The organism is Oleidesulfovibrio alaskensis DSM 16109 (genome assembly GCF_000482745.1).
GTDB lineage: Bacteria > Desulfobacterota > Desulfovibrionia > Desulfovibrionales > Desulfovibrionaceae > Oleidesulfovibrio > Oleidesulfovibrio alaskensis.
The window spans coordinates 61539-85404 of sequence record NZ_AXWQ01000007.1 but is presented as its reverse complement, the minus strand read 5'-3'; the positions used below and the strand labels follow the sequence as shown (position 1 = coordinate 85404).

Sequence of the window (23866 nt, the reverse complement as noted above, 5' to 3'; positions counted from 1 at the left end):
CGGTAAGAGAATCTGCACCGCGCACGGCGCGCCGCCGCACCGCACCGGCGTGCACAAACACACGCCCCCGTCAGCACGGTGACGGTATGGCGCAACAGCCGCAAAGCCGGAGATACCACATGCAGCCGTATTTCATTGCAGAAGTTTCCAGTAACCACAACCGCGATCTGGACCGTTGTCTGGCATTTATCGAAACAGCCGCAGGCTGCGGATGCGATGCGGTCAAATTCCAGCTCTTCCGGCTGGACGATCTGTTTGCGCCGGAAGTCTTTGCCGCCATGCCGCAGGTAACCGGACGCAGAGCATGGGAACTGCCTGAAGACTACCTGCCCGTGCTGGCGCAGTCCTGCCGCAGACACGGTGTGGCATTCAGCGCCACCCCTTTTTCGCTTCAGGCGGTGCATGCACTGCAACCTCATGTCGATTTTTATAAAATTGCATCCTACGAACTGCTCTGGGATGCCCTGCTGCACGCCTGTGCCGGCACGGGCAAGCCCGTTGTGCTTTCCACCGGCATGGCAGCTCTGCAGGAAGTGGCCCATGCCGCGGACGTGCTGCGCACCGCCGGCTGCCGTGATATGACGCTGCTGCACTGCACGTCCGGCTATCCCGCCCCGCCGGAACAATGCAATCTTGCGGCGGTGGAGACCCTGCGCAGGCAGTTCGGCTGCGCCGCAGGCTGGTCCGACCATACCGTGCATGCCGGTGTCATTCACCGCGCCGTGCACCGCTGGGGTGCTCAGGTTGTGGAATTTCATCTTGATCTTGACGGCGACGGTGCGGAATACGCCAGCGGCCACTGCTGGCTGCCCCATCAGATAGCACCGGTCATCAGCCAGATACGGCAGGCTTTCAGCGCCGACGGCAACGGTGTGAAAGAGCCTGCGCCATGCGAGGAGCAGGAGCGCAACTGGCGCGCCGACCCGCAGGACGGTCTGCGTCCGCTGCGCGCAGTGCGCGCCGGTCTGGAGGCGGAACATGCATGACAGCCCGTTTGCCGTCCGTCTGCTGGCGGACGAGCCGGCCTTCGGCCCTCTGGCCCTGCAATGGATTTATGAACAATGGGGGGCCGCCCCCGGTGTGACGCTGGAAGAAGCCCGCGGCAGAACAGCCCGGTACGCGGGCAGAACAACGCTGCCCATGATGCTGCTGGCGTTTGCCGCAGGCACACCGGCAGGCTGTGTGGTGCTGCGCACCGGCGACTGCCCCGCGCGGCCGGAACTCACCCCGTGGCTGGCCAGCCTGTATGTGCATCCTGCCTGCAGAGGCAGGGGCGCAGGCACCGCGCTGGTCTGCGCCGCACAACGCAACGCCGCACGGCTGGGCTATTCCCGCCTCTACCTTGTCACGGAGACCGCTGCACCTTTTTACCGGCGGCTGGGCTGGGCAACGCTGGAAGAAACACCCGATACGGGGGAAATCATCATGTATGCAGACCTGCGGCAGGAGGCAGCCCTTGGCAAACGCTGAGACAGGCCGGACCATAGCCGTGGTTCAGGCCCGCATGGGTTCTGCGCGGCTGAAGGGCAAAATGCTGCTGCCTCTGTGCGGTCGTCCGCTGGTGGATTATGTACTCTGTCACCTCACGGCGCTGCTGCGCGGCAGGCGCCCGACGGAACAGGCCGTGCTGGACGGTGTGGTGCTGGCCACATCGAACCGGCCGCAGGATGATCCGCTGGCCGCGCACATACGCAGACACTGGCCTGCGGTACACCTCGTGCGGGGGCAGGAAGACGATGTTCTGGGCCGGTTTGTGACCGCGCTGGACTCCATGCCTGCTGAAAACGTCATCCGCGTCACGGCGGACTGTCCGGTCATCAATGCCGGCGGGCTGCGCCGCATGCTGTACGAGCTGCAGCATACCGGCTGCGACATCGTCAACTACCGTCCGGGAGCGGAATACGCCGATAAAGGCGTTGAAGCGGTTAGCGCAGAGGCGCTGCGGCGGGCGTGGCATCATCCTTCAGCCACGGCGCACGACAAAGAGCATGTCACCGCGCTGATGTACCGCCTGCCCGCAGAATTTGCCGTACGGTACATAGACGGCGATCCCCTGCTGAAAAAAGGCGGGGTACGGCTTACCGTGGATACCCCCGCAGACATGGAATTTTTCACGGGGCTCTGCGCTTCCATGGGGCGCACGCCGGACAGTCTCACCGTGCACGACATCATGCGGCACCTGCAGCGGCACCCGCAGCTTGCCGCCGTCAATGCCTGTGCCGGAGCCAAGACAACCTTGCACGAATCGCTGCGGGCCGCCTTTGTATGTCACGGTAATGGCCGGACAGGGTACGGGCACATATCCGGTGCCCTGCGGCTTGCCCGTGTGATGACACAGCAGCTCGGTGCCGGAGTGGAATTCATCATGCGTCCCGATGAGCGTTCGCAGCGCCTTGTGACAGAAGCGGGATTTGCCGTTTCCCTGCTGCCGCAGGATGCCGCACCGGAAGATGAACTGCGCTTTGCCGCCCGCCGTTATGCGCTGGCTGACCATTCCTGTCTGGTATTCAATTGCTGCAAGGCAGACCTTGAACGGTATCAGGACGGCTTTGCCGCTCTGAAAAAAGAAGGCTGCCGGCTGATATTTCAGGATAACCCCCTGCCGCCCGGATGGCGGCAGGGGGACCTGCTGCTTAATGCGCTGCCCCATCCTGATTATCAGGGGTACTCACCCCATGAACACCCCGCCTGTTACGACGGGCTGCAATACCTGCCGCTGCCCTCCGGATTCGCCCGTGCGGGAGCACGCAGAATCATATCGCCGTCTCTCAGGCGGGTGCTTGTGGCGCTGGGCGGCGGAGACCGCGGCACAGTGCTTGAACCGGTGCTGCTGGCCCTGCACGCAGCAGGCTGCACGGCGGCCGTACAGGTGATATGCGGCACGCGGCAGCAGGCACGCACCGCACAGCACATCATGAAACACTGCGGGCTGCGCGGCAGTGCCCTGTGGGATGTGCGCCGCATGGACAAAGCCATGGCACAGGCCGATGCAGGCATTTCCGCGCTGGGTGTGACCACGTATGAAATGGCCGCCACCGGCCTGCCGGTACTGCTGGTGACGGACAACGACCTGAACAGTGCCGCTGCGGCACAATTTGCCCGCATCGCAGGCAGCCTGCCGGCCGGAGATGTCCGTTCCATACGCGGCGGGCATGTGCTCGAAAGCCCGTTCTGCAGGCAGTTCATCAAATCTTTTCAAGAAGTTAGCAAAAGTGATGTACGCGCGGCCATGTCAGTTGCGCACAAACAGGCCGTGGACGGTAAAGGTGCGTTGCGTGTGGCCGGCATTTTGCACGATTTTTTCTCCGGAGGAAAAAGATCATGACCCCATGCCGCTGGAATGAACAGTGGACACGCAACGGCGTCACCGTGGTCCGCTGCGAAACATGCGGATTTATCCATCAGATACCGTTTCCCCCTGCGGCACACAGCACCCGGCTGTACCACGAAGGCTACTACGAAGAAATGAAACCGGACTACAGCCGCATTGTGCAGGAAGACGCCGGGCATTTCGCTTTCTGGGCGCGGGAAAAAATGGAACAGGCTGCGGCGCTGCTGTCCGCAGGCGGCACACATATCCCGGGCCGCGTACTGGACGTCGGGGCTTCGTTCGGCCAGTTTCTGCGTCACTGGGCAGCTGCCGGATGGCAGTGCGCAGGCATCGAGCCTTCGTCACTGGCTGCCGCGCAGGCCGCGCAGATTCCGGGCGTGCACGTGGTAAACGCCCTGCTGGAAGACACGTCCCCCCATACGCTGGGCGGCCCGTTTCATGTGGTGCACATGGGCGAGGTGCTCAACCACATGCGTTCCCCCCGTGAGGCACTCACCCTGATTCATGATGCGTTTATGGCATCGGGCGGCGTGCTGATAATTGAAACAAGCAACGACTTCAGTCAGCTGCAGTATGCTGCGCTGCAACAGACCCGTCAGGCTGTGCGGCAGCAGGACATGTGGTGGATAACGCCTGACCATGTAAGTTATTTTTCCATGGACAGCCTGTGCGCACTGCTGGAAAAGTGCGGCTTCCGCATTGCCGTGCGCGATGCCACGTTTCCCATGGAGCTTTTCATCATGCAGGGCGACAATTATCTGGACGCCCCGCAAACCGGCAGGCAATGCCATAAACGACGCGTGGCCGCCGACCTGAATCTGGGCCGCGGACCGCAGGGCGGACTGCGCAGAACGCTGTACCGTGCCCTTGCGGAACAGGGAGCGGGCCGCTCACTTCTTGTTTACGCGGTAAAAGGAACTACCGAATGACGCCCACCATTGTGTTTGACGGCGGCTACACCCTGTGGAGCGCCGGTGACGACGCGCCGCTTGCCTTTATGACCGACGGACTTGCCCGCCGTCTGGGCACCCCCGTGTTCAAGGCGTTTGTCCGGCATCCCCATGCCTCTTTTGACAGACGGTTCGGCGTGCAGACACTGCCCAATCTGGAGCATGAATCCAAAGCCGGAGCCGCGGGACGCTGGTTCCGCGGGCTAAATTTTACCGATCCGCGCGGCGAACTTGCGGCTGTTGCCGACACCGTTGCACAGGCTGATCTTCTGATCATGGGAGCGGGCAACTTCATCACCGAAGTGGGCATGGACGTGCTGCGCGGCCATCTTCCGCGGTTCTGCACCATGGCTCTCATGGCCCAGATGGCCGGAACGCCGTATATGCTCTTCGGACTGAGCGCCAATGTGCTGCACAATCCGTGGGCCGTCCGCGCAGCAGGCTGGCTGCTGCGGGGTGCCGCCGCTGTCACCTTCCGCGAGCGCATGGCCGTGGAAAATCTGCGCGCCTGCGGCGTGGCCCTGCCGGAGCATACGCTGCTGCCCGATGCCGCTCTGGGCGCACCCCGTGCACCGCAGGGACGCGGAGACGAAATACTGCGGCAGGAACAAATTCCTTCCCGTACTGCTGGACTCAGGCTGGCACTGGCCGTACGCGACCTGTCGTGGATGGGCAGCCATGCCGCCGCACTGTACGAACGGCATCAGACAGAACTGATAAACCTGTGGTGCGCCCGCAAGGACAACGACGTGCTGCTGGTGCCGCAGTGCTGCTACCATGCCGATTCCGGCATCACCGACGACAGAGTTCTGGGCCGCACCCTGCGCGGACGCAGCCGGTTTTCTGACAAAGTGCATGTAATTGAGGGCTGTTACCATTACGACGACATAGAATCGCTGTACACACAGGCTGACTGTGCCGTGGCCACGCGCCTGCACGGCAGCGTGTTTGCCGCACGCATGGGCATACCCGTTGTGGGGCTGGCATACGAAGACAAGGTGCGCGGATTTTTCGGACAGCTGCAGGCGGAAGACCAGTGCCTGCCGTGGGATGCACCGGCAACGGATATTCTGGCCCTGCTGGACAGCCTGATGCTACGGGTGCAGGCCGTGCGCGACCACATGCTGCACCGTATAGAACAGCTGCAACAGCAGCTTGCAGGCTACATCGACATTGCGGCAGCACTTGCCGCCCCTGCCGGAGACCACACTCCATGAAACCCTGCATACTGATAGTGGGCGCGGGCCCCAACCAGCTGCCCGCCATAGAAAAAGCCCTTGAGCGCGGATACGAGGTGGCCGCGACGGACATGAATCCGCAGGCACCGGGGCTGCGCAAAGCCACATATGCAGGCATCGCCGACACACGCAGTCCGCAACAGACCGTGGCGTTCGCCCTCAGCCTGCATGACCGCAGACCGCTGAACGGCGTGATGACCATCGCATCGGAAAGCGCCGTCACCGTGGCCGCCGTGGCCGAAGCCCTCGGCCTGCCCGGCACAGGTACCGCGGCCGCCATGAAGGCCACCAACAAAGTGCTGCGGCAGGAAGCTTTTGCCGCGGCGGGCGTACCCGCCCCTTTGTACGCACGGGCACAAAACGCCGCACAGGCATGCGCTGCCGCGCAAAGACTGGGCTGGCCCGTGGTGGTCAAACCGGCCGACAGTGCCGGAGCACGCGGCGTGCGCAAAGTGCCGCACCCGGATGCCATGGACGATGCCGTGGCGGAGATACGCCGCATTTCGCAACGGCCTGAATTTCTGGTGGAAGAATTTCTTACCGGCACCGAACACAGCATCGAAGGCATTGTACTGGACGGACGCATACACTGGACGGGTTTTTCTGACAGAAACTATGACCGCAAGGAACTGTATCCGCCCTATTTTCTGGAAGACGGAGACACCCTGCCGACCATTCTTGCCCCGCAGACTCTGGCAGCTGTGCACCGCGCCGCGGACATGGCGGTACGCGCACTGGGTATCACCTGCGGCCCTGTCAAAGGCGATATTCTTGTCGATGCCGCGGGGCCGCGTGTTCTGGAAATGGCTGCACGTCTTTCCGGTGATTATTTCTGCAGCGAAACCGTGCCGCTGCACAACGGAGTCCGCCTGCTGGACATGGTGATGGATCAGGCGCTGGGGCTGCCGGTGGATTCCGCACGCCTGATACCGGACCGCTGCAACGGCGTGGCCCTGCGGTATGTCTGGCCGCGTCCGGGCAGAGTGACCGCGGTGACAGGTCTGGAAGAGGCCCGGAGCATGCCGGGCGTATACGCCGTGCGCTTTGAACCGCACTGGCAGAACCTGACCACCGGCACTGTGATTTCTCCCGCCACATGCATGGGAGAGCGTGTTGCCTCCGTCATGGCCACGGGCGATACACGGCAGCAGGCCGTCAGCCGCGCCGAAGCGGCCGTGCGGTGCATCCGCATTGAAACAGAACCGGTGTGACCGGACGCAGAATCCCGCACCGCAGCACCACACTTTTTTTGAACAACGGACGGTACCGCTGCCGTCCTCAGGAGAACATATGGCCCCGCAATTCTGCACAACCCCTGTGCCGGTACCGCCTGTACACACAGGCTACAGACATATCGCCACACCGCTGCCGGTGCCGGAATCCCTTGCACTGCTGGAAGAAATGCGCGCCTGCGAACCCCGTTCGGTTGACTGCCAGCCGCCGCTGGTCTGGCACGGCGCACAGGGCGTGCAGGTATACGACCCCTACGGCAACATCTGGCTTGATTTCACCTCGGGCGTGCTTGTGACCAACATCGGCCACTGCCAGCCCGAAATGGTGCAGGCCGCCCGGGCAGAACTGGATGCACACCGTTTTTTTTCGTACTGCTTTGCCACTGAACCGCGTATCCGGCTGGCCCGCAGACTGGTGGACATGCTGCAACCGCACATAGGTACGGCATGCAAAGCCTTCATCATGAGCACCGGTTCCGAGGCAACGGAAAACGCCCTGAAACTCGCACGGGCGCACGGCCGCAGCCTGCATCCCGAAAAAAACGTCATCGTCAGCTTTGACCGCGCCTTTCACGGACGCACGCTGGGCGCGCAGCAGATGGGCGGGTACCCCGCAGCCAAAAGCTGGATAGGCAACCTTGATCCGGCATTTGTACAGGTGCCCTTTCCCGACGGACTGCACTGCACGGACACGTCATTCAACCTTTTCAGCCGGCGGCTGGCGCAGCTGGGCATCGCCCCGCAACGCGTGGCCGGTGTTATCATGGAAAGCTATCAGGGCGGCGGGGCCAGTTTTGCCCCCGAAGAATACGTACGCGAACTGCGCAGTTTCTGCTCCCGCCACGAGGCACTGCTCATCATGGATGAAGTGCAGTCCGGATTCGGCCGTACCGGCAGGTTGTTCGCCTTTGAACATTACGGCATCGCGCCGGACCTTGTCTGTCTGGGCAAGGCCGTAAGCGGCGGGCTGCCCGTTTCCGCCGTGGCAGGCAGGGCCGATGTGCTGGACATGCATGCCCCCGGTTCCATGACCAGCACGCACGGCGGCAACCCCGTGGCCTGCGCATCGGCAGCGGCCAATCTGGAGGTACTGCTGCGTGACGGACTGACAGAAGCTGCCGCCGCCACAGGGCACATTCTGCGGCAGGGTCTGGAAGGTCTGCGGCAGCGGCATGCGGGGCACATAATGGCCATACACGGCAGGGGCATGGTACAGGGCATCCACGTGGGCCGGACAGAACCGGACGGCACCCCCTGTCCGGACGGGGCGCTGGCTTTTGACGTGACAGAGCGGGCATTCCGCAAGGGCCTGCTGCTGTTCGCTCCCGTGGGCACAGGCGGCGCAACCATCAAAATATGCCCCCCGCTGATCATGCAGCCGGACGCCGTGCTCGAGGGGATCGACGTACTGACACAATGCTTTGATGAAGCCCTGTCCGCCGGGACAGACCGCTGAGGAACATTCATGCATCCACAGACAGAAAACAGCGGCAGTCTGCTGTACCGCGGCTGCGGGCGTGCGGGTCTGCACTGGGCCGTCACTCCGCAGAACGCGCAGCTGGAATTTATCAGCGCGGGCACCGCAGTGCTGGCGCGGCAGGAAACATTATCTGCCGGCAGCCCTGAAGACGAGTGGGCAGTCATACCGCACAGCGGCCGGTTGCTGGTTTCGTGCACGGGGCTGCCGCAAGGAACCGTCATTGGCGGCAGGAAAGACGTCTTTGCAGGGCAGGCCCACGCGCTGTATCTGCCCCCCGGACACACCGCCGTGCTGACAGCGCTGGATGCGGCGGAATGCGCCGTGGTACGCGTGCCTGCCCATGCCGACCGCTGCAGTCCGGTGCCGGTGGTCATCTCTCCTCAGGACAACGGACGCCGCATAGTGGGCCGTGAACAATGGCTGCGCAACGTCTATGATGTCATTCCGCCGGATTTTCCCGCACACCGGCTGGTGCTGGGAGAAACGTACAACCTGCCCGGCAGGTGGTCCAGTTATCCGCCCCACAAGCACGATACCGACGCCCCGCCGCATGAAACGCAGCACGAAGAGGTCTATCTGTTCCGGCTGGACAAGCCTCAGGGGTTCGGAGTGCAGCATGTGTACGCTCCCGCGGGCATCCGCGGGCCGCAGCTGGACGAATGTTACGCCGTGCGCGACTTTGATGTGACAGTGCTGCCCCGCGGCTATCATCCCGTGGCGGCAGCTCCGGGGTACAGCCTGTATTATCTGTGGGTGCTGTGCGGTACGCAGCGGCGCAGCATCATTGCTGACGACCCCGCCCACGCCTGGATACACGGGCTGACCTGATCGCCGCCATGAACGTCTACATTTTTTTCCACATGAATCTCATGTTCTCTTCCGTACCCGAATCCATGCGTACGGAGCTGGTCAGGCGATGCTATACGCCGCTGCTTGATCTGGCGGAAGAGGGCTGCTTTCCGCTGGGCATCGAAGCTTCCGGGCTGACCCTTGAGCTGCTGCACGACTGCTGCCCCCGATGGGTCAGCCGGCTGGCGGGGCTGGTCCGCGACGGCGCGTGCGAATTCATCGGCTCCGGCTATGCCCAGATCATCGGCCCCCTTAATCCGGCCAGTGTCAACATGCACAACCTGCGTCTGGGCAACAGCGTCTACAGCTCGCTGCTGGGCGTAACGCCGCGGCTGGCGCTGGTCAACGAACAGGCCTTTTCTCCGGGCCTTGTGCCTTTGTACCGTGCCGCCGGCTACACGGGCATCATCATGGAATGGGAAAACGCACGGCAGGCGCACCCGCACTGGGAGCACCATCTGCAGGCCGCCCCCCAGCGGGTTGCGGGCACGCGGGGTGAAAGCATGGACCTGCTGTGGAATCATTCACTGCCCTTTCAGCAGTTTCAGCGCGCCGTGCACGACGAAGTCACGCCGGAAGAATATCTGGAGGGCCTGCGAAACCGGACCGGTACGGACGCCGCCTTGTGTCTGTACGGCAATGATGCGGAAATTTTCGACTTCCGTCCGGGAAGGTTCTGCACCGAACCCGAACTGACCGGACGCAGCGAATGGCAGACCATCCGGGACCTGCTGTGCGCCGTGCGCGCCCTGCCGGGCGTCCGGCCCGTGCTGCCCTCGCAGGCGCTGAAAAACACCATGCCGCAGCGTCCGGCACTGCTGCATCTGGAAAGCCCCGCACAACCCGTCCCTGTAAAAAAGCAGGCCAAATACAACATCACCCGCTGGGGTGTGACCGGCGTGGACGACACCGGAGCAAACACGCTGTGCAGACGCCTTGCACGGCATTTCGCCGCCTGCGAAGGCAAAAACGCATCAGACCGGCCGGACAGCCCTGCACAAAGCGGGCATGACAGCCTCTGGAAAGAGCTTGTCTACCTGTGCTCAAGCGACTTCCGCACGCACATCGTACCGGAACGGTGGCAGGCATTCCGCCAGCGGCTGCTGGCATTTTATGAGACCCACATGCCGCATATGCCCGCCGGAGACGCGCTGCCCGCCACCTGTACCGTGCCCCCCCAGCGCGTGCCCGCCGCCAACCGCCTGCTGAAACTGGAAACACCCCATACAGCCATCACGCTCAACCGCAACCGCGGGCTGGCCGTACAGGCGCTGCGGTTCGGCGGCGTAAATACACTGCCCGTAGCGGGCACGCTGGCACTGGGCACATATGACGACATGGCGCTGGGGGCTGATTTCTATTCGGGACATGTGACATTTGAAATGCCCGGCGAACCCAAAGCCACTGATCTTGTGCCCGTGGTGCCCCGCATAACTGAAACAGCGCGGACAATCCGCGTGGAAACGCAGATCAGCCGCGCTCCGCTGCTCCTGCATAAAAGCATCACGCTGTATAAAGACACCCCCCGTGCGGACATACGCTACCGCTTCGGCGCTCCCCTGCCTGCGGGCAGCCTGCGGCTGGGGTACATCACCCTTACGCCGCAGTCCTATGACCGGCGCACGCTGCGTTATGCCACCCACAACGGCGGAACCGAACCGGAAGAACATCTTTTGTACGGCAGCAGCACAGACCACGGCAGAGCTGTATCGTTTCTGGTTTCGGCGTCATGCGCCGCCGGTATGACAGAAGGTACGGCGGAATTCGGCGACGCCCGCCACGGACTGCGCATCACACTGACCGGAGATTCGGCCGCTGCGCTGTGCATGGTGACCTACCGCGAAGCTTCTCCGTCTTTTTTTGCCAGAATCATGTTCTCGCTGCAGGAAGTGGATGACACGTCACGTTTCGGCAACGGTGTGCGCAAGGTCATACCAGCTCCCTGTTTTTCATTCAGCATAACCCCTTACAACCGCTGAACAACACAGGCCCACCGCTGCGCCGCAAAAAAACAGGCCTCAACAGCGCCCGCAGCACACCGGAAAGCAGGTCGGCAGTCACACGAGGATCACACGAAATCAGCGGGCAACCGGAGCAAACACGCCGCCCGTCAGTGCGCACAGGTCTGACGGTGCCAGCTCGATATCAAGCCCTCTGCGTCCTCCGCTGACAAAAACACTGGCATGTTCCGCCGCGGAAGCGTCCACCACGGTGGGCAACCGCTTTTTCTGTCCCAGCGGGCTCACGCCCCCGAGCACATAGCCTGTAGCTCTCTCCACCTGTTTCACATCAGCCATGGCCGCCTTTTTCACACCCAGCGCCTTTGCCGCCAGCTTCAGATCCAGCTGGTGCAGCACAGGCACCACCATCACGGCCAGATCACGCTCCGAAACAGCAACCACCAGCGTTTTAAACACCCTCGCAGGGTCCGTTTCCAGCTTTTCCGCGGCTTCCTTACCGAACGACTCCGCGGCGGGGTCATGCTCGTATTCGTGCACCGCAAACCATATTTTCGCTTTTTTTGCTGCTGCAATAGCCGGTGTCATACTTCTTCATCCAGATTGTTGCAGTTACCGGAAAACACGGGCCCGCGCCCGCTGACATGGCGCATGGTCTACCGCCGGCCGGGCGCATATGCAAGAACCATGAGCCGGAGGGACGGCCCTGCACAGCACAAATCCGCCGAAGGGTAAAAAAACGGACTTTTTTTCTGCTTTTTTACCGGCTGGCCAATAACCTGCCGGAGATTCTGAACATATCCTGACACACAAACAGAAAAAAACAGCTGCCCCGTTATCTGACCGTTATCTGCCGGATGCTGTTTATCTTCTGTTTTTCAAAGTGTTACCGGACTCAAAACATTTTGAAACGCCATCCTTTTTTTCATTGCGCTCAGCCTCATGGCTGTTACGGTGCGCTCGTCGTAGGGTTTTTACAGCGATTACGTATTGCGCCAAATGCAATACGACATATGCATAACTGCATTAAATCGCCTTGTTCCGTGAACCTGAATTCCTGTTATACGGGAAAGGATGTCAGTTTCCATGAAAAATTACGCTATCGGATTCGGAGTTATGTACGCTACTGTTTTTGCTTCTTCTTTCTACATCTGCACTTTGTGGTAGATAAAAAGAAAAAAAACATAAAAGGCGGTCTCAAGACCGCCTTTTTTATTTATCGTACACATTATACAACGCTGAAACGCTGTATAACAGTCACCATGCTGTGCATCCGCATGCAGAGCAGCGGCCCTTTATCCTGTGCAGAAAGCCACAGCCGCCGGAGAGCACGACACAACACTCCCTGCTATAAATCCCGCAGCGCTGAAAGCACATGGGGCAGCATTTTTTCCACAATCACCTGCACGCCCTGCGCATCGGGATGTATTCCGTCCGGCTGGTTCAATGCAGGATCAAGAGCCACGCCTTCAAGAAAAAAAGGGTACAGCGGCACATCATACTGCTGCGCCAGTTCCGGATACACCGCATCGAACTGTGCGGCATAATCTGTTCCCATATTGCGCGGTGCCTGCATACCTGCCAGCAACACCCGCGCCCCTGCATCCAGACACTGTTCCAGTATCCGGGCCAGGTTGGTGCGCATCATTGCCGGATCAAGCCCCCGCAGCGCGTCATTGGCCCCCAGCGCCACAATGACCAGATCCGGCCTGCCGCCGGGCACGGCGTCCATTGCCCAGCCGAGACGCGCCAGCCCGCCTGCGGAGGTATCACCTGACACACCGGCGTTGATCACCCGGACAGAAAGGCCCGCCCCGCGCAGTCTTTTTTCCAGCACGGCGGGAAAGCTATCCGCGGATTCGAGGCCGTATCCCGCAGTCAGGCTGTCGCCTAATGCCAGAATATACGTTACTCTGGCTGCTGACCCTGCAGAACCGTTGCCAGCCGGCGCAGGCTGCTTACCATCTGAAGCAGGGGCCGCCGTTACGGCGGCCAGCACAAAACACCAGCACAGCAGCACCGGCAGATACCGCAAACCGGACATTGCCGGACGCATAAGGACCTCGACCATGGATAACCTCATGACAGACAACCTCATGATTGAACTTTCGGACATACATCTGACTCTAGAAGGCGGTTCGGGCAAGGTCAATATACTGCGGGGTGTCAACCTGCAGGTGGACAAGGCAGAGACCCTCGCCGTGGTGGGGCCTTCCGGCTCGGGCAAAACCACAACGCTTATGATCATGGCCGGTCTGGAAAGGCCGTCATCAGGCTTTGTGCGCGTTGCGGGGCAGAATCTTACCGGCATGCACGAAGACGCGCTGGCCCGTTTCCGTCGCAGCAATCTGGGCATTGTGTTCCAGTCGTTTCATCTGGTGCCCACCATGACCGCACTGGAAAACACCGCACTGCCGCTGGAGTTTGCCCACCGCCCCGATGCACGCGACAGGGCCATGCACGCACTGGCCGCCGTGGGACTGCAGGGCCGGGCCGGTCACTACCCCGCGCAGCTTTCCGGCGGCGAGCAGCAGCGGGTGGCGCTGGCCAGAGCCTTTGCCGGTGAACCGCGGGTCATTCTGGCCGACGAACCCACCGGCAACCTTGATTCCGAAACAGGGCGCCGCGTCATGGAACATCTTTTCAGCATGCAGCAGAAGCTGGATACCACGCTGGTGCTGATAACCCACGACAAAACGCTTGCAGCCAACTGCTCGCGGCAGGTGCACATGGAAGACGGCATGCTGCACGACGGCTGCCCCCGGTGTTCCGCCGCGCCGGAACCCGCAGACAGCGCAGAGACCGCCCCCGCACGCTGACCCTGCGCAGCACGGCGTTACAAAGGCCCCATACCCACCGGAAAGCAGCACCACCGGAGCCGCATATGACATACCGCGACCTGCATCTGGCGTTCACACTGGCAATACGCGAACTGCGATCAGGCAAACGCAGATTCACCGTTTTTCTGTCCTGCCTCTTTCTGGGCGTTTTCGCCATAGCCGCCGTGGGATCCATTTCCGAAGCGGCACGTTCGGCCATATCACGCGACGCCCGCATGCTCATGGGCGGCGACGCCAGCATCATACTGCCCGCGCCCTTTATCGAGGCAGACGAACGCAACTGGCTGGAAACCCGCGGCGCAGTCAGTCACACCATAACACTGCGCGGCATAGCCCGTAGCTCTGCGGGCGAATCGGCGCTGGTCTCAGTCAAAGGCGTGGACGCGGCATACCCGTTATACGGCACTGTGGAGACCAGTCCGGCGGTCCCCCGTGAAACATCTTTTGCAGCCATGCTTGAAGAACCGGACAACGGACATCCGCCTCTGGTGGCGGACGGTCTGCTGCTGACCCGTCTTGGCATCGGTACCGGCGACACGCTGCGCATCGGCAACCAGACGTTCACCGTGCGGGCCGCGCTGCTGCGCGAACCGGACAGGGCGTTTCAGGGGGTGACCTTCGGGCCGCGGGTAATCATGAGTCTGTCTTCGCTGCGCAAAACAGGCCTGATACTGCCGGGCAGCCTGCTGCACAGCCGCATGCACATCAGGTTGCATACCGACACCGGACGTCCGGCACCGGAAGCGCAGGTCAACGCGTTCACAGCTCTTGCGGGCGAACGGTTCGGCGGACAGGGCTGGCGGGCGGAACCTTATACCAAAGCCGCACCGCGCATCCGTTCCATTCTCGACAGGCTGGACATGGATCTGATGCTCATAGGGCTTGCCGCGCTGCTGGTTGGGGGGCTGGGCATAGCCGAAGCCGTGCGCGGGTATATGACAAGCCGCATCCGGCACATGGCCACCATGAAATGTCTGGGCGGCAGCGTGGGCACGGTGCTGTGGACCTATTATTTCCAGATACTCATCATCGGCGCCGCCGGCATAGCCGCCGGATGTCTGGCAGGAGCGCTGGTGCCGCCGGCCGCCGGCCGCCTGCTGGAAACGCTGCTGCCCGTCCCGCTGGACACGGCGGTGCATCCGGCGCCTCTGCTGCGTGCGGCACTGCTGGGCTTTGCCATCATCACGGCATTTTCGCTGCGGCCTCTGCTGCAGGCCGGCGGTGTTTCTCCCGCAGTGCTTTTCCGCGGCTACACTGCAGACAGCACGGCGGGCAGCGGCACGGCAGGCAGGCTGCTCACCGTTGCGGCGTTTGGCGTTCTGGCCGGGCTGGTACTGCTGTATACACCGGACAAACGCATGGCCTGGGGGTTTCTGGGCCTGACAGTGCTTTGCGCACTGATATTCAGAGGTGTGGCGCTGGGGCTGCAGCATATCGCCCGCAGACTGCCTGTTGCGGGTCATCCCAGCATACGGCTTGGCCTGTCGGCCGTTCACAGACCGGGGGCGCCCACCGTGCATCTTGTGCTGGCGCTGGGGCTTGGGCTTACCGCACTGGTGGCCATCGCCCAGATAGAACAGAATCTCAGCGCCACGCTGGAACGCGACCTGTCCCGCGACGCTCCGGCCTTCTTTTTTGTCAACGTGCTGCAGAACCAGCTGGAGCCGGTAACAACGCTCGGAACCGCCAGTGGTGTGACCCGCATGGAAAAAGGCCCCATGGTGCGCGGCCGCATTGTGCGCATTGCCGGTGTTCCCGTCGGGCAGGCCGAGGTGGCGCAGGACGTGCGCTGGGCTGTCCGGGGTGACAGGGGGCTCAGTCAGGCTGCGGCCCGTCCTGAAGATACTGAAATCATTGCAGGTGAATGGTGGCCCGAAGATTATGACGGCCCTCCGCTCATCTCGCTGACGGCTGATCTGGCGCGCGGTTTCGGGGTGTCTGTGGGCGACACGCTGACCTTCAACATTCTGGGCCGCGAAACCGAAGCCACCATTGCCAACATCCGCAATGTGGACTGGATGACCTTTCAGCTGCAGTTCGCCGTACTGTTTGCTCCGGGGCTGCTGGACAAGGCCCCTGTCACGTGGATCATGACCGCGTACGGCAAAGGCGAGGCCATGGACAGGCTGTACCGCACGGTAACATCGGAATATCCCAACATCACGGTATTCAGCATGCGCGAGATACTGGCCGATGTGCGCGGCATCATGGAGCGCATGGGCACTGTCTTCCGCGCCATGGCCGGAGTGCTGCTGGCAACCGGCCTGCTGGTGCTGGCGGGTGCCATACTGGCAGACAGACACCAGCGTATCTACGACGCCGTCATTTACAAGGTCTGCGGCGCCACCCGTACGGACATAGTGCTGGCGCTGGTGACGGAATTCGCTGTTTCCGGCACAGCCACAGGCATCTTCAGCGCGGCCACGGGCACACTGGCCGCCTTTGTGGCCGTTGAAGGGCTGCTGGGGCTGCATTTTACCGTGCAGCCGGACGCCGTGGCCGCCACCATCGCCGCAGGCACCCTGTTTTCACTGTGTTTCGGACTGGCAGGCACAGTCTCGGCACTGGGCAAAAAACCGGCACCCTACCTGCGGGATGAATAACCCCAATAATACGGCACCCCCGCCCTGTTGCGGACGGGGGTGCCTGCACTTTCATGGCACGCCGCTGCGGGCACACCGTATGGTCATATCAGTACGCGGCGGTTAGTCTTCCGCCCACTCCTTGGAACGTTCCACGGCGCGCTTCCAGTTGTAGACCAGCTTTTCACGCACTTCGGCGCTCATGTTCGGCTCAAAACGACGGTCAAGCTGCCACATGGCGGTGATTTCGTCTTCGCTCTTCCAGAAGCCCACGGCAAGACCTGCCAGATACGCAGCGCCCAGCGCGGTGGTTTCCGTCACTTTGGGACGCTCGACAGGCACACCGAGCACATCTGCCTGGAACTGCATGAGCAGGTTGTTGCGGGTGGCACCGCCGTCCGCACGCAGGGCAGCCAGATTGATTCCGGCGTCCTTCTGCATGCAGTCCATGATATCCAGCGTCTGCAGTGCTATGGATTCCAGCGCGGCACGGGCTATATGCGCCTTGGTGGTACCGCGGGTGACGCCCACCATGGTGCCGCGTGCGTACTGGTCCCAGTGCGGTGCACCCAGACCGGCAAATGCAGGCACAAGCACCACACCGCCGTTGTCCGGCACACTCAGTGCCAGCTGTTCCACTTCGGGAGCGCTCTGGATAATCCCCAGACCGTCACGCAGCCACTGCACCACGGCACCGGCGATGAACACGCTGCCTTCAAGGCAGTAGTAACGGCCGGAAGGCGTGTTCCAACCGGTGGTGGTCAGCAGGTTGTTTTTGCTGATGTGAGCCTGCTTGCCGGTGTTCAGCAGCATGAAGCAGCCTGTACCGTAGGTGTTTTTGGCCATCCCTTCGGTAAGGCAGGCGTTGCCGAAGGTGGCAGCCTGCTGGTCGCCGGCGATGCCGGAAACCGGCACAGCCTTGCCGAGGAACTCGGGATGCGTTTCGGCCACCACTTCGGAAGAACCGGCCACGCGGGGCAGCATGGAACGCGGAACATCCAGAATCTTGAGCAGTTCTTCATCCCAGTCACCGGTGTGGATGTTGAACAGCATGGTACGGCTGGCGTTGGATTCGTCGGTGACGTGTTCCTTGCCTTTGGTCAGGTTCCAGATAACCCACGTGTCGATGGTGCCGAAGCACAGTTCGCCGCGTTCCGCCTTTGCACGGGCGCCGGGCACGTTATCCAGAATCCATTTGACCTTGGTGCCCGAAAAATAGGCGTCGATGACAAGGCCGGTTTTTTCGCGGATGGTTTCCGCCAGTCCGCGTTTTTTCATTTCATCGCAGATGGAGGCGGTACGGCGGTCCTGCCACACAATGGCGTTGTGCACGGGAGCGCCGCTTTTTCTGTCCCACACCACGGTGGTTTCACGCTGGTTGGTGATGCCTATGGCGGCCACTTCGCTGGCGTTGACGCCGGCACGCTGCAGGCATTCGGTCATCACCCACGACTGGGTGTCGAATATTTCGTTGGCATTATGCTCAACCCAGCCGGGCTGGGGGTATATCTGCGTGAACTCTTTCTGGGCGATCTGCTTGATGTCGCCCTCGCGGGTGAACAGAATGGCGCGGGAGCTGGTTGTGCCCTGATCGAGTGCCAGAATGTATTTGCTCATTTCGTCCTCCTTGCGGGAGATTACACGTTGTTAGTTCTGAGCCTTATGCACGGCGCCGGTGGTCCAGTCGTACACCACGGCACCCACGGCACCGCCGATGAAAGGACCGATGATGGGCGTGAGCACGATGGAAATATCCATCAGGTTTGCCTGCGTGAATCCGGCAACCAGCGCGAAAAGACGCGGACCGAAATCACGGGCGGGGTTGATGGCGTACCCGTTCATGGCGCCCAGAGCCATACCGATGACGGTAACCAGCAGAGCAACGATGAAAGGCACGGACCAGCCGGCATTATTTTTTGCGGCAAAGTCACCGGCAGCCAGAATGCCGAAAAGCAGAATGGCGGTGCCGATTATCTGGTCGATGAAGCCGGGCATGAACGAATCGGGAATGGCGGGGAAGGTGCAGAAAATACCGGCAGTACTGGCCAGATTGGGGTCCACGAGCAGCCACTTGGCCTTGAAGTCGATAAAAACCAGAGCCGCACCCACAAATGCGCCTGCGGTCTGGGCAAGGGTGAAGGGCACCACTTTGCGCCAGGGGAAGCGGCCCGTCACAGCCAGCCCCAGAGTGACCGCAGGGTTGATGTGTGCACCGGAAGGCAGACCGGCCATGACGCCCAGAAGCACCGCAAGACCCCACCCGAGGGTGATGTTTGCCCAGGTGATGTTAAGGGCTTCGCCGAACAGCACGGTCATGGCTACCGTACCGGTACCGAAAAGAATGAGCACCAGTGTGCCCATGAACTCGGAAACGAGTTCCTTACCCAGAGACAGTTCCTTCATACATCCTCCGCAATCCTTGAATCATGTTGGTGCGCCGCCCATTGCGCCGCATTTTCCGAGTCACAGATACAATCCCCGTTGCTACCCTTCGCTGCCCTGCGGCATATGCCAGCTGTGCAGCATGGCTATGGCGGCATCCGATTCCTCCTTGCACCGGGCCGGGTCCCAACTCAGCTCGCTGCCCATGATTTCCGCCACAACGGGGGCGACTTCGACGGCATGGGCAATATTCACAAGTCCCAACGGCAGGCGCCGCACCAGCACATCGCTCACATGCGAGGCCATTTCGTGCCGCACCTGATACACAACCTCCGCCCCGATATACGGGTGGTCGGGATGCAGAGGTTCGGTGAATCCAGTTTCGCGGGCCACCTGCAGCACCGCGCAGGCTTCATCGCCGTATGTGGTGTACAGCGCTGCTGCCAGCTCTTCTGACACCGCGTATTCTCGGGCCAGTTCGGCATGGGCGCCGGGCACATACCCGCGTGATCCCAGCACCTTCAGCTTTTCCGTCACGCACGGACGCCGCAGATTGAAACCGAACAGCGAATCGGCCCTGTCCACGGTGTCTTCGGCCATACGCCGGTAGCTGGTCCACTTGCCGCCGGTAATGGTCAGCAGCCCGCCGGGTGATACCTCGATGACATGCGTACGGGCCAGTTCCTGCGTGCTTGATTTGCCCGATGCAAACACCAGCGGCCGCAGCCCGCTCCACACGGAAAGCACATCACTGCGGTCCACGGGGCGGTTCAGATATCTGCGCGCATATTCCAGCAGGTATTCCACATCCTTTTCAACGGGTACCGGGCTGTATTCCGGCGTGGCGGGTTCATCTGTGGTGCCGAACACCACATGTCCCATCCACGGAATCATGAAGAGCACACGCCCGTCCTCTGTTCTGGGAATCATCAATGAAAGATCGGGGGGAGTGAATCCGGCATCCAGCATGATGTGGATACCCGAGCTCACTTTAAGGATATCGGGCAGCCGGGTGTCGTCCATATGTCTGAGCCTGTCGGCCATGGGGCCGGTGGCATTGACCACACCGCGCGCCCTGATGGTCCATTCGTCACCTGTCAGGTTGTCGCGCACCACGGCTCCGCGTATTTTACCGTGCTCGCGCACAAGGGCGGTCACTTCCACATGGTTGGCGCAGGTGGCACCGTGCAGGTTGGCCGTACGGGCCAGAGTCACGGCCATACGGGCATCATTGAACTGACCGTCATAATATATGACCGCCGCCTTGTAGCCATCCAGATTAAGCGTGGGAAAAAGCTGCTGCGCCTTTTTACGCGTCACAAGCCTGCTGCGCCCCAGCCCCAGCCTGCCGGCCAGCAGGTCATACATCACCAGTCCGGCATACATGTACCCGGCCTCGCGTGCCGTGTGCACCGGTGTGATAAGCCGCAGCGGATGCGCCAGATGAGGAGCGTTCTTCAACAGCAGCCCGCGTTCCTTCAGCCCTTCGCGCACCAGATCAAACTGTTCCTTATCCAGCTTGAGCACAGCCTTTTCAAGATAGCGTACGCCGCCGTGCACCAGCTTTGTACTTTTGCTGCTTGTCCCCTCGGCAAAGTCAGCCCGTTCCACCAGCGCCACATCCAGTCCGCGGGTGGCTGCGTCCAGCGCAACGCCGCAGCCGGTGGCTCCGCCGCCGACAACAAGCAGGTCGAATTCCTTATCGGCCTTCAGGCGGTCCAGTAATTCTTCTCTTTTCATGATTCACCTCCGGTTTCTGCCATAAGCAGCGTCCCTGCCGTGGTTTCGTCCGTCACAAGCACATCTGCAAAGCCGCCCACCAGAGCAGCTCTGAGGATGGCCGTTTTGCTGGGACCGCCCGCCGCGGCAATGCGCAACGGAATGCTGCGCACCTCTTCCAGAGTGGGCCCCATGAAACAATGGTTCTTGGGATGATCCACCGGTTGGCCTGCGGCATCCACAAACGCACCGAACACTTCGCCCACGGCACCGGCATCCACCAGCGAGCGGAAGTCTTCGCGGGTGATGGCGCCCAGAACGATGTTGGTCGCGTTCACCGCCAGTTCACCCAGACCGATGAGGGCGATATCAACCTGTATGGCGCGTGCATAGACAGACCGGAACAGTTCCTGTGATTTCAGGAGCCGGCAGGACTCTGGACTGGGCGCAAACATGGGCGCCGCGATATAGTAGGTTTGCGAGGCTTTCAGCCTGCGCGAAAACGTTGTCACGATTTCATAAGGATTGACCACAATGCTGTAGGGCAGCCCGCCGTACATGGAAACGACGGTAAGCCCCTGCGCCGGCTCCACCGGCACGGATGAGGCCGCAGCGGCCACGGTGGTGCCCCAGCCCAGCCCCAGCGAATTACCGTCGCGCAGCGCGCCCGAAAGATAATGCGCCGCCGCCTGTCCCAGATTATGGTTAAGCTGCCGCGGATTGGCAGGGGCAGGAATGACGATGGCCCGCCGGAGACCGAATGCAGCCTCGAGCTGCCGCTCCAGTTCATTGCACACGGCTCTGTCCGTATTGACGATAATCTGGACAAACCCCTCGTCGCGGCAGACCTGCAGCAGCCGGACAACCCGTGCTCTGCTCACGCCCAGCCAGTCGGCCACCTCGGCCTGCGTCATGCCGTTCACATGGTACGCCCATGCAATCCTGCTCAGCAGTTCGCGTTCTTCATGCGAATATCCGGACATCGTCCACCAGCCTTATGCGTATGCCGGCCGCAAGGCATGCCTTGCGACCTGCAACAGACATTGAGTGAGTGTACAAACGGCATGAAAAAAGCCCTTGGTTCCGCAACAGGCGGCTTCAGGGCTGTTCTGCATTACTCCTGCATGTGAGCATATGCCGGGAGGAGAAAGATACGCACCGGCAGGCCGGAATGCGGAGAGTTTTTTCCATAGCCCGGCAGGCAGCGGGACACGGCAGCCGCACATGCCGGAGCGACAGAAACATGCTGCCTCTGCCTGACTGACTATGCTATGGTGCTGCCTTACTGCGTACATTGCTGTGACCGCCGCGTTTAACATATGTTCACAGTATGAACATATGTCACCCCGTGTGAATTATGCAATACAAAAGTCATATTTTCTTGACAATAATTCATAATACACCGCCATAAAAAACTTTTTATCTGCAAAGGCCCGTTTGCGCGCGCAGCCGCAACGGCTGTCTGTCGGAACTCATTACACGCCCCTTATCCTGCTGCCTGCATACATCACGCTGAAACAATTATTTTTTACTGCATGGAATGGCATTCAGGCCGGACTCCTGCCTGATTTGTCGACTTATCTGACAGCGGATTACCTCCCTCAGGCAAAGCAGTTTTTTTAATATCTTGATATATAAAATTTATTTTCTCCGGCACACCTAATGCATCACGGCAGACAAATGAAGTGGCACCACCTTTGCCACCATCAAAGGCTACTGCCGAGGAGGATACCTCTATGGCAACCCGAATCTCCCGCATTATCGCAACCGCACTGGTTCTGGTAGCAACGCTGGCTTTCAACGCCTCGGCTGCCATTGTCACTGACTGGACCTATACCGTGGACGGCGCCTTCATCAGCTGGGACACCACGGTAGGCACCACAGGCACGGCTGACGCCCCTGCTCTGGGCATCACAGGGGCAGATCCGGTCGCTCTTTCGTGGGTGTTCGAGGGCGGAGTCTTTTCGCCCGGCATCCAGAACGCTTACAGAAACATCTCGTGGGGCAACATCGCGGACGGAACCGGATTCGGTGAAGATCTGGGTGATGTTCTGCCCGGAGCAACAACCAGCTCGCTGTTTATCACCCCTGCCGGCGGCACGCTGACCACCAACGGTCCCGCCGAAGACGGGCTTGTGCTCAACCATAACAATCAGGCCATCGACGCAGGCAGCATCCAGCTGGAGCGCGGCGTGGTGCGGGCGGTGCTCACGCTCACTCCCGCAGGCGATCCTTCGCTGCCGCCGTTCTCCACCACTCTCGACTTTGTCTTCTATGAAACTCCCAACTCGGGCAGCATGCCGGATGACCTGTTTGTACTGCTCAATCCCGAAGCGACAACTGAATCTTTCGTCTATGGCGGTCAGGAATACAGATTCTCGTTCGAGGGCGGATTTGATCCCATCCCGGCCGGCTATCAGCAGTTCCTTGCCAACGACCCTGACTACTTCGGTGACCCGTCGCTGGCAGTGGGCTGGATAACCGGTGAAGGCGGCCTTAACTCGCGGCTGACACAGGTGGCCATTGTGGCCACGCCGGAACCTTCCACCCTGCTGCTGCTCGGCGCAGGACTGGGCCTGCTGGGCGTAGCCGGACGTCTGCGCCGCCGTTCCGCATAGCCACAAAACGCCAAAGAACAAGGCGGGCATCTGCCCGCCTTATTTTTTTGTGGAAATTTTAAATACAATCATGCATGTTATAGCGCCCGCAGCCATAAACATACACCAGTGTCGAATTATGTGTATTGACATTATTTGAAAACAGACATACTTTGCTCCATCGAATTATTTATTTTACAGGAGCCTGATCATGAGCAACCTCCAACGCCATCCCATCTGGAAGCGCCATTTCAAATCCGCTGCCGCACTGGGCGATTACAGCACCCGTGAGCTTTCGCGCAGACTGGGCAACGACCCCATAAGCAACCTTACCCAAAGACAGATACGTATGGTAATGATCATCCGTGACCATACCGAATCGGGCCGTCCGGGCATGCTGCTTAAAGAACTGGCCGAAAAAGCGGAGGTTTCCCCTTCTTCCGCCTCCACCATGGTGAACGCGCTGGTAAGAAAAGGTATCCTTGAACGCCGGAACTGTCCGGAAGACAGACGGGCGGTACGCATCTCGCTTTCCGGCCCGCTGCAAAGTTATTTACTGGCATCCGATCAGCTGCTTAATGAAAAGCTTGCCGGCATTTCATCCATCATCGGAGAAGAACGCATGCGCTGCTGGTCAGAAGTGGTGGATATCATCATCAGAGAACTGGAAACGACCCGATAGACGGGCACTCGTCGGGATTCCACAAA

General features: G+C 60.9%; 19 protein-coding genes. 13 read left to right on the top strand and 6 right to left on the bottom strand.

The genetic code is table 11. The features are described from left to right. The first annotated feature begins 119 nt into the window (after window positions 1-119). From H586_RS0107115 to H586_RS18500, 9 genes are all read left to right on the top strand, one after another. A complete protein-coding gene (locus H586_RS0107115) occupies window positions 120-986 on the top strand; it encodes an N-acetylneuraminate synthase family protein (RefSeq protein ID WP_027181691.1) in 867 nt (288 codons plus the stop codon). Continuing rightward, window positions 979-1470, top strand: coding sequence for a GNAT family N-acetyltransferase (locus H586_RS19970; RefSeq protein WP_051363910.1), 492 nt, complete (start codon window positions 979-981; stop codon window positions 1468-1470). Before H586_RS0107115 ends, H586_RS19970 begins: the two co-directional genes overlap by 8 nt. After that, window positions 1457-3325, top strand: a complete 1869-nt coding sequence (locus H586_RS18510) for a cytidylyltransferase domain-containing protein (RefSeq protein ID WP_051363909.1) — start codon at window positions 1457-1459, stop codon at window positions 3323-3325. Before H586_RS19970 ends, H586_RS18510 begins: the two co-directional genes overlap by 14 nt. Next, on the top strand, window positions 3322-4260 hold the full coding sequence (locus H586_RS0107100; RefSeq protein ID WP_011366554.1) for a class I SAM-dependent methyltransferase: 939 nt from the start codon (window positions 3322-3324) through the stop codon (window positions 4258-4260). The genes H586_RS18510 and H586_RS0107100 overlap by 4 nt, the downstream gene beginning before the upstream one ends. Continuing rightward, window positions 4257-5498 (top strand): polysaccharide pyruvyl transferase family protein, encoded by a 1242-nt coding sequence (locus H586_RS0107095; protein ID WP_011366553.1) that lies wholly within the window; start codon window positions 4257-4259, stop codon window positions 5496-5498. Before H586_RS0107100 ends, H586_RS0107095 begins: the two co-directional genes overlap by 4 nt. After that, complete coding sequence (locus H586_RS0107090) at window positions 5495-6730, top strand: ATP-grasp domain-containing protein (protein WP_011366552.1); 1236 nt, start codon at window positions 5495-5497, stop codon at window positions 6728-6730. The genes H586_RS0107095 and H586_RS0107090 overlap by 4 nt, the downstream gene beginning before the upstream one ends. Window positions 6731-6809: 79 nt before the next feature. After that, window positions 6810-8207: an aspartate aminotransferase family protein gene (locus tag H586_RS0107085; RefSeq protein WP_027181690.1), complete on the top strand. Its 1398-nt coding sequence runs from the start codon at window positions 6810-6812 to the stop codon at window positions 8205-8207. A gap of 9 nt (window positions 8208-8216) precedes the next feature. Beyond that, window positions 8217-9059: a 5-deoxy-glucuronate isomerase gene (gene iolB / locus H586_RS18505; RefSeq protein WP_051363908.1), complete on the top strand. Its 843-nt coding sequence runs from the start codon at window positions 8217-8219 to the stop codon at window positions 9057-9059. An 8-nt stretch (window positions 9060-9067) separates the two neighbouring features. Continuing rightward, a complete protein-coding gene (locus tag H586_RS18500) occupies window positions 9068-11059 on the top strand; it encodes a glycoside hydrolase (RefSeq protein WP_011366549.1) in 1992 nt (663 codons plus the stop codon). A 99-nt stretch (window positions 11060-11158) separates the two neighbouring features. On the opposite strand, the gene ybaK is transcribed toward H586_RS18500, so the two are convergent. After that, a complete protein-coding gene (gene ybaK / locus H586_RS0107070) occupies window positions 11159-11626 on the bottom strand; it encodes a Cys-tRNA(Pro) deacylase (RefSeq protein WP_011366548.1) in 468 nt (155 codons plus the stop codon). 760 nt (window positions 11627-12386) lie between these two features. Next, a complete protein-coding gene (locus H586_RS0107055; RefSeq protein WP_234702942.1) occupies window positions 12387-13109 on the bottom strand; it encodes an arylesterase in 723 nt (240 codons plus the stop codon). Between H586_RS0107055 and H586_RS0107050 the strand changes: the two genes are divergently transcribed. Further along, entirely contained in the window at window positions 13108-13857 is a 750-nt protein-coding gene (locus tag H586_RS0107050) for an ABC transporter ATP-binding protein (protein WP_011366546.1), read from the top strand. The genes H586_RS0107055 and H586_RS0107050 overlap by 2 nt on opposite strands. Before the next feature lie 65 nt (window positions 13858-13922). After that, on the top strand, window positions 13923-16481 hold the full coding sequence (locus tag H586_RS0107045) for an ABC transporter permease (RefSeq protein WP_027181689.1): 2559 nt from the start codon (window positions 13923-13925) through the stop codon (window positions 16479-16481). A gap of 102 nt (window positions 16482-16583) precedes the next feature. Here the strand turns inward: H586_RS0107045 and glpK are convergent, their stop codons facing one another. The 4 genes from glpK to H586_RS0107025 all read right to left on the bottom strand — a co-directional run bounded on the left by glpK (window position 16584) and on the right by H586_RS0107025 (window position 21544). Beyond that, window positions 16584-18077, bottom strand: a complete 1494-nt coding sequence (gene glpK, locus H586_RS0107040; RefSeq protein WP_011366544.1) for a glycerol kinase GlpK — start codon at window positions 18075-18077, stop codon at window positions 16584-16586. 30 nt (window positions 18078-18107) lie between these two features. Next, the gene (locus tag H586_RS0107035; protein ID WP_011366543.1) at window positions 18108-18863 is read right to left on the bottom strand and encodes an MIP/aquaporin family protein; all 756 of its coding nucleotides are present in this window, start codon (window positions 18861-18863) and stop codon (window positions 18108-18110) included. An 81-nt stretch (window positions 18864-18944) separates the two neighbouring features. After that, window positions 18945-20582 (bottom strand): glycerol-3-phosphate dehydrogenase/oxidase, encoded by a 1638-nt coding sequence (locus H586_RS0107030; protein WP_011366542.1) that lies wholly within the window; start codon window positions 20580-20582, stop codon window positions 18945-18947. After that, on the bottom strand, window positions 20579-21544 hold the full coding sequence (locus tag H586_RS0107025) for a sugar-binding transcriptional regulator (RefSeq protein ID WP_011366541.1): 966 nt from the start codon (window positions 21542-21544) through the stop codon (window positions 20579-20581). Before H586_RS0107025 ends, H586_RS0107030 begins: the two co-directional genes overlap by 4 nt. A 753-nt stretch (window positions 21545-22297) precedes the next feature. Between H586_RS0107025 and H586_RS0107015 the strand changes: the two genes are divergently transcribed. Together H586_RS0107015 and H586_RS19965 are read left to right on the top strand one after the other, a co-directional pair. Further along, window positions 22298-23179, top strand: a complete 882-nt coding sequence (locus H586_RS0107015) for a THxN family PEP-CTERM protein (protein WP_011366540.1) — start codon at window positions 22298-22300, stop codon at window positions 23177-23179. Between the two features lie 190 nt (window positions 23180-23369). Continuing rightward, window positions 23370-23840 carry a MarR family transcriptional regulator gene (locus H586_RS19965; protein WP_011366539.1) on the top strand — a complete coding sequence of 157 codons (471 nt, stop codon included), beginning with the start codon at window positions 23370-23372 and terminating at the stop codon, window positions 23838-23840. Window positions 23841-23866 lie beyond the last annotated feature (26 nt).

Coding starts and splice junctions, on each gene's coding strand:
- H586_RS0107045 (WP_027181689.1), top strand. CDS start 13,923: ATGACATACCGCGACCTGCATCTGGCGTTCACACTGGCAATACGCGAA.
- H586_RS0107115 (WP_027181691.1), top strand. CDS start 120: ATGCAGCCGTATTTCATTGCAGAAGTTTCCAGTAACCACAACCGCGAT.
- H586_RS0107095 (WP_011366553.1), top strand. CDS start 4,257: ATGACGCCCACCATTGTGTTTGACGGCGGCTACACCCTGTGGAGCGCC.
- H586_RS0107050 (WP_011366546.1), top strand. CDS start 13,108: ATGGATAACCTCATGACAGACAACCTCATGATTGAACTTTCGGACATA.
- H586_RS0107015 (WP_011366540.1), top strand. CDS start 22,298: ATGGCAACCCGAATCTCCCGCATTATCGCAACCGCACTGGTTCTGGTA.
- H586_RS19970 (WP_051363910.1), top strand. CDS start 979: ATGCATGACAGCCCGTTTGCCGTCCGTCTGCTGGCGGACGAGCCGGCC.
- H586_RS0107100 (WP_011366554.1), top strand. CDS start 3,322: ATGACCCCATGCCGCTGGAATGAACAGTGGACACGCAACGGCGTCACC.
- H586_RS0107035 (WP_011366543.1), bottom strand. CDS start 18,863: ATGAAGGAACTGTCTCTGGGTAAGGAACTCGTTTCCGAGTTCATGGGC.
- H586_RS0107055 (WP_234702942.1), bottom strand. CDS start 13,109: ATGGTCGAGGTCCTTATGCGTCCGGCAATGTCCGGTTTGCGGTATCTG.
- ybaK (WP_011366548.1), bottom strand. CDS start 11,626: ATGACACCGGCTATTGCAGCAGCAAAAAAAGCGAAAATATGGTTTGCG.
- glpK (WP_011366544.1), bottom strand. CDS start 18,077: ATGAGCAAATACATTCTGGCACTCGATCAGGGCACAACCAGCTCCCGC.
- H586_RS18500 (WP_011366549.1), top strand. CDS start 9,068: ATGAACGTCTACATTTTTTTCCACATGAATCTCATGTTCTCTTCCGTA.
- H586_RS0107025 (WP_011366541.1), bottom strand. CDS start 21,544: ATGTCCGGATATTCGCATGAAGAACGCGAACTGCTGAGCAGGATTGCA.
- iolB (WP_051363908.1), top strand. CDS start 8,217: ATGCATCCACAGACAGAAAACAGCGGCAGTCTGCTGTACCGCGGCTGC.
- H586_RS19965 (WP_011366539.1), top strand. CDS start 23,370: ATGAGCAACCTCCAACGCCATCCCATCTGGAAGCGCCATTTCAAATCC.
- H586_RS0107085 (WP_027181690.1), top strand. CDS start 6,810: ATGGCCCCGCAATTCTGCACAACCCCTGTGCCGGTACCGCCTGTACAC.
- H586_RS0107030 (WP_011366542.1), bottom strand. CDS start 20,582: ATGAAAAGAGAAGAATTACTGGACCGCCTGAAGGCCGATAAGGAATTC.
- H586_RS0107090 (WP_011366552.1), top strand. CDS start 5,495: ATGAAACCCTGCATACTGATAGTGGGCGCGGGCCCCAACCAGCTGCCC.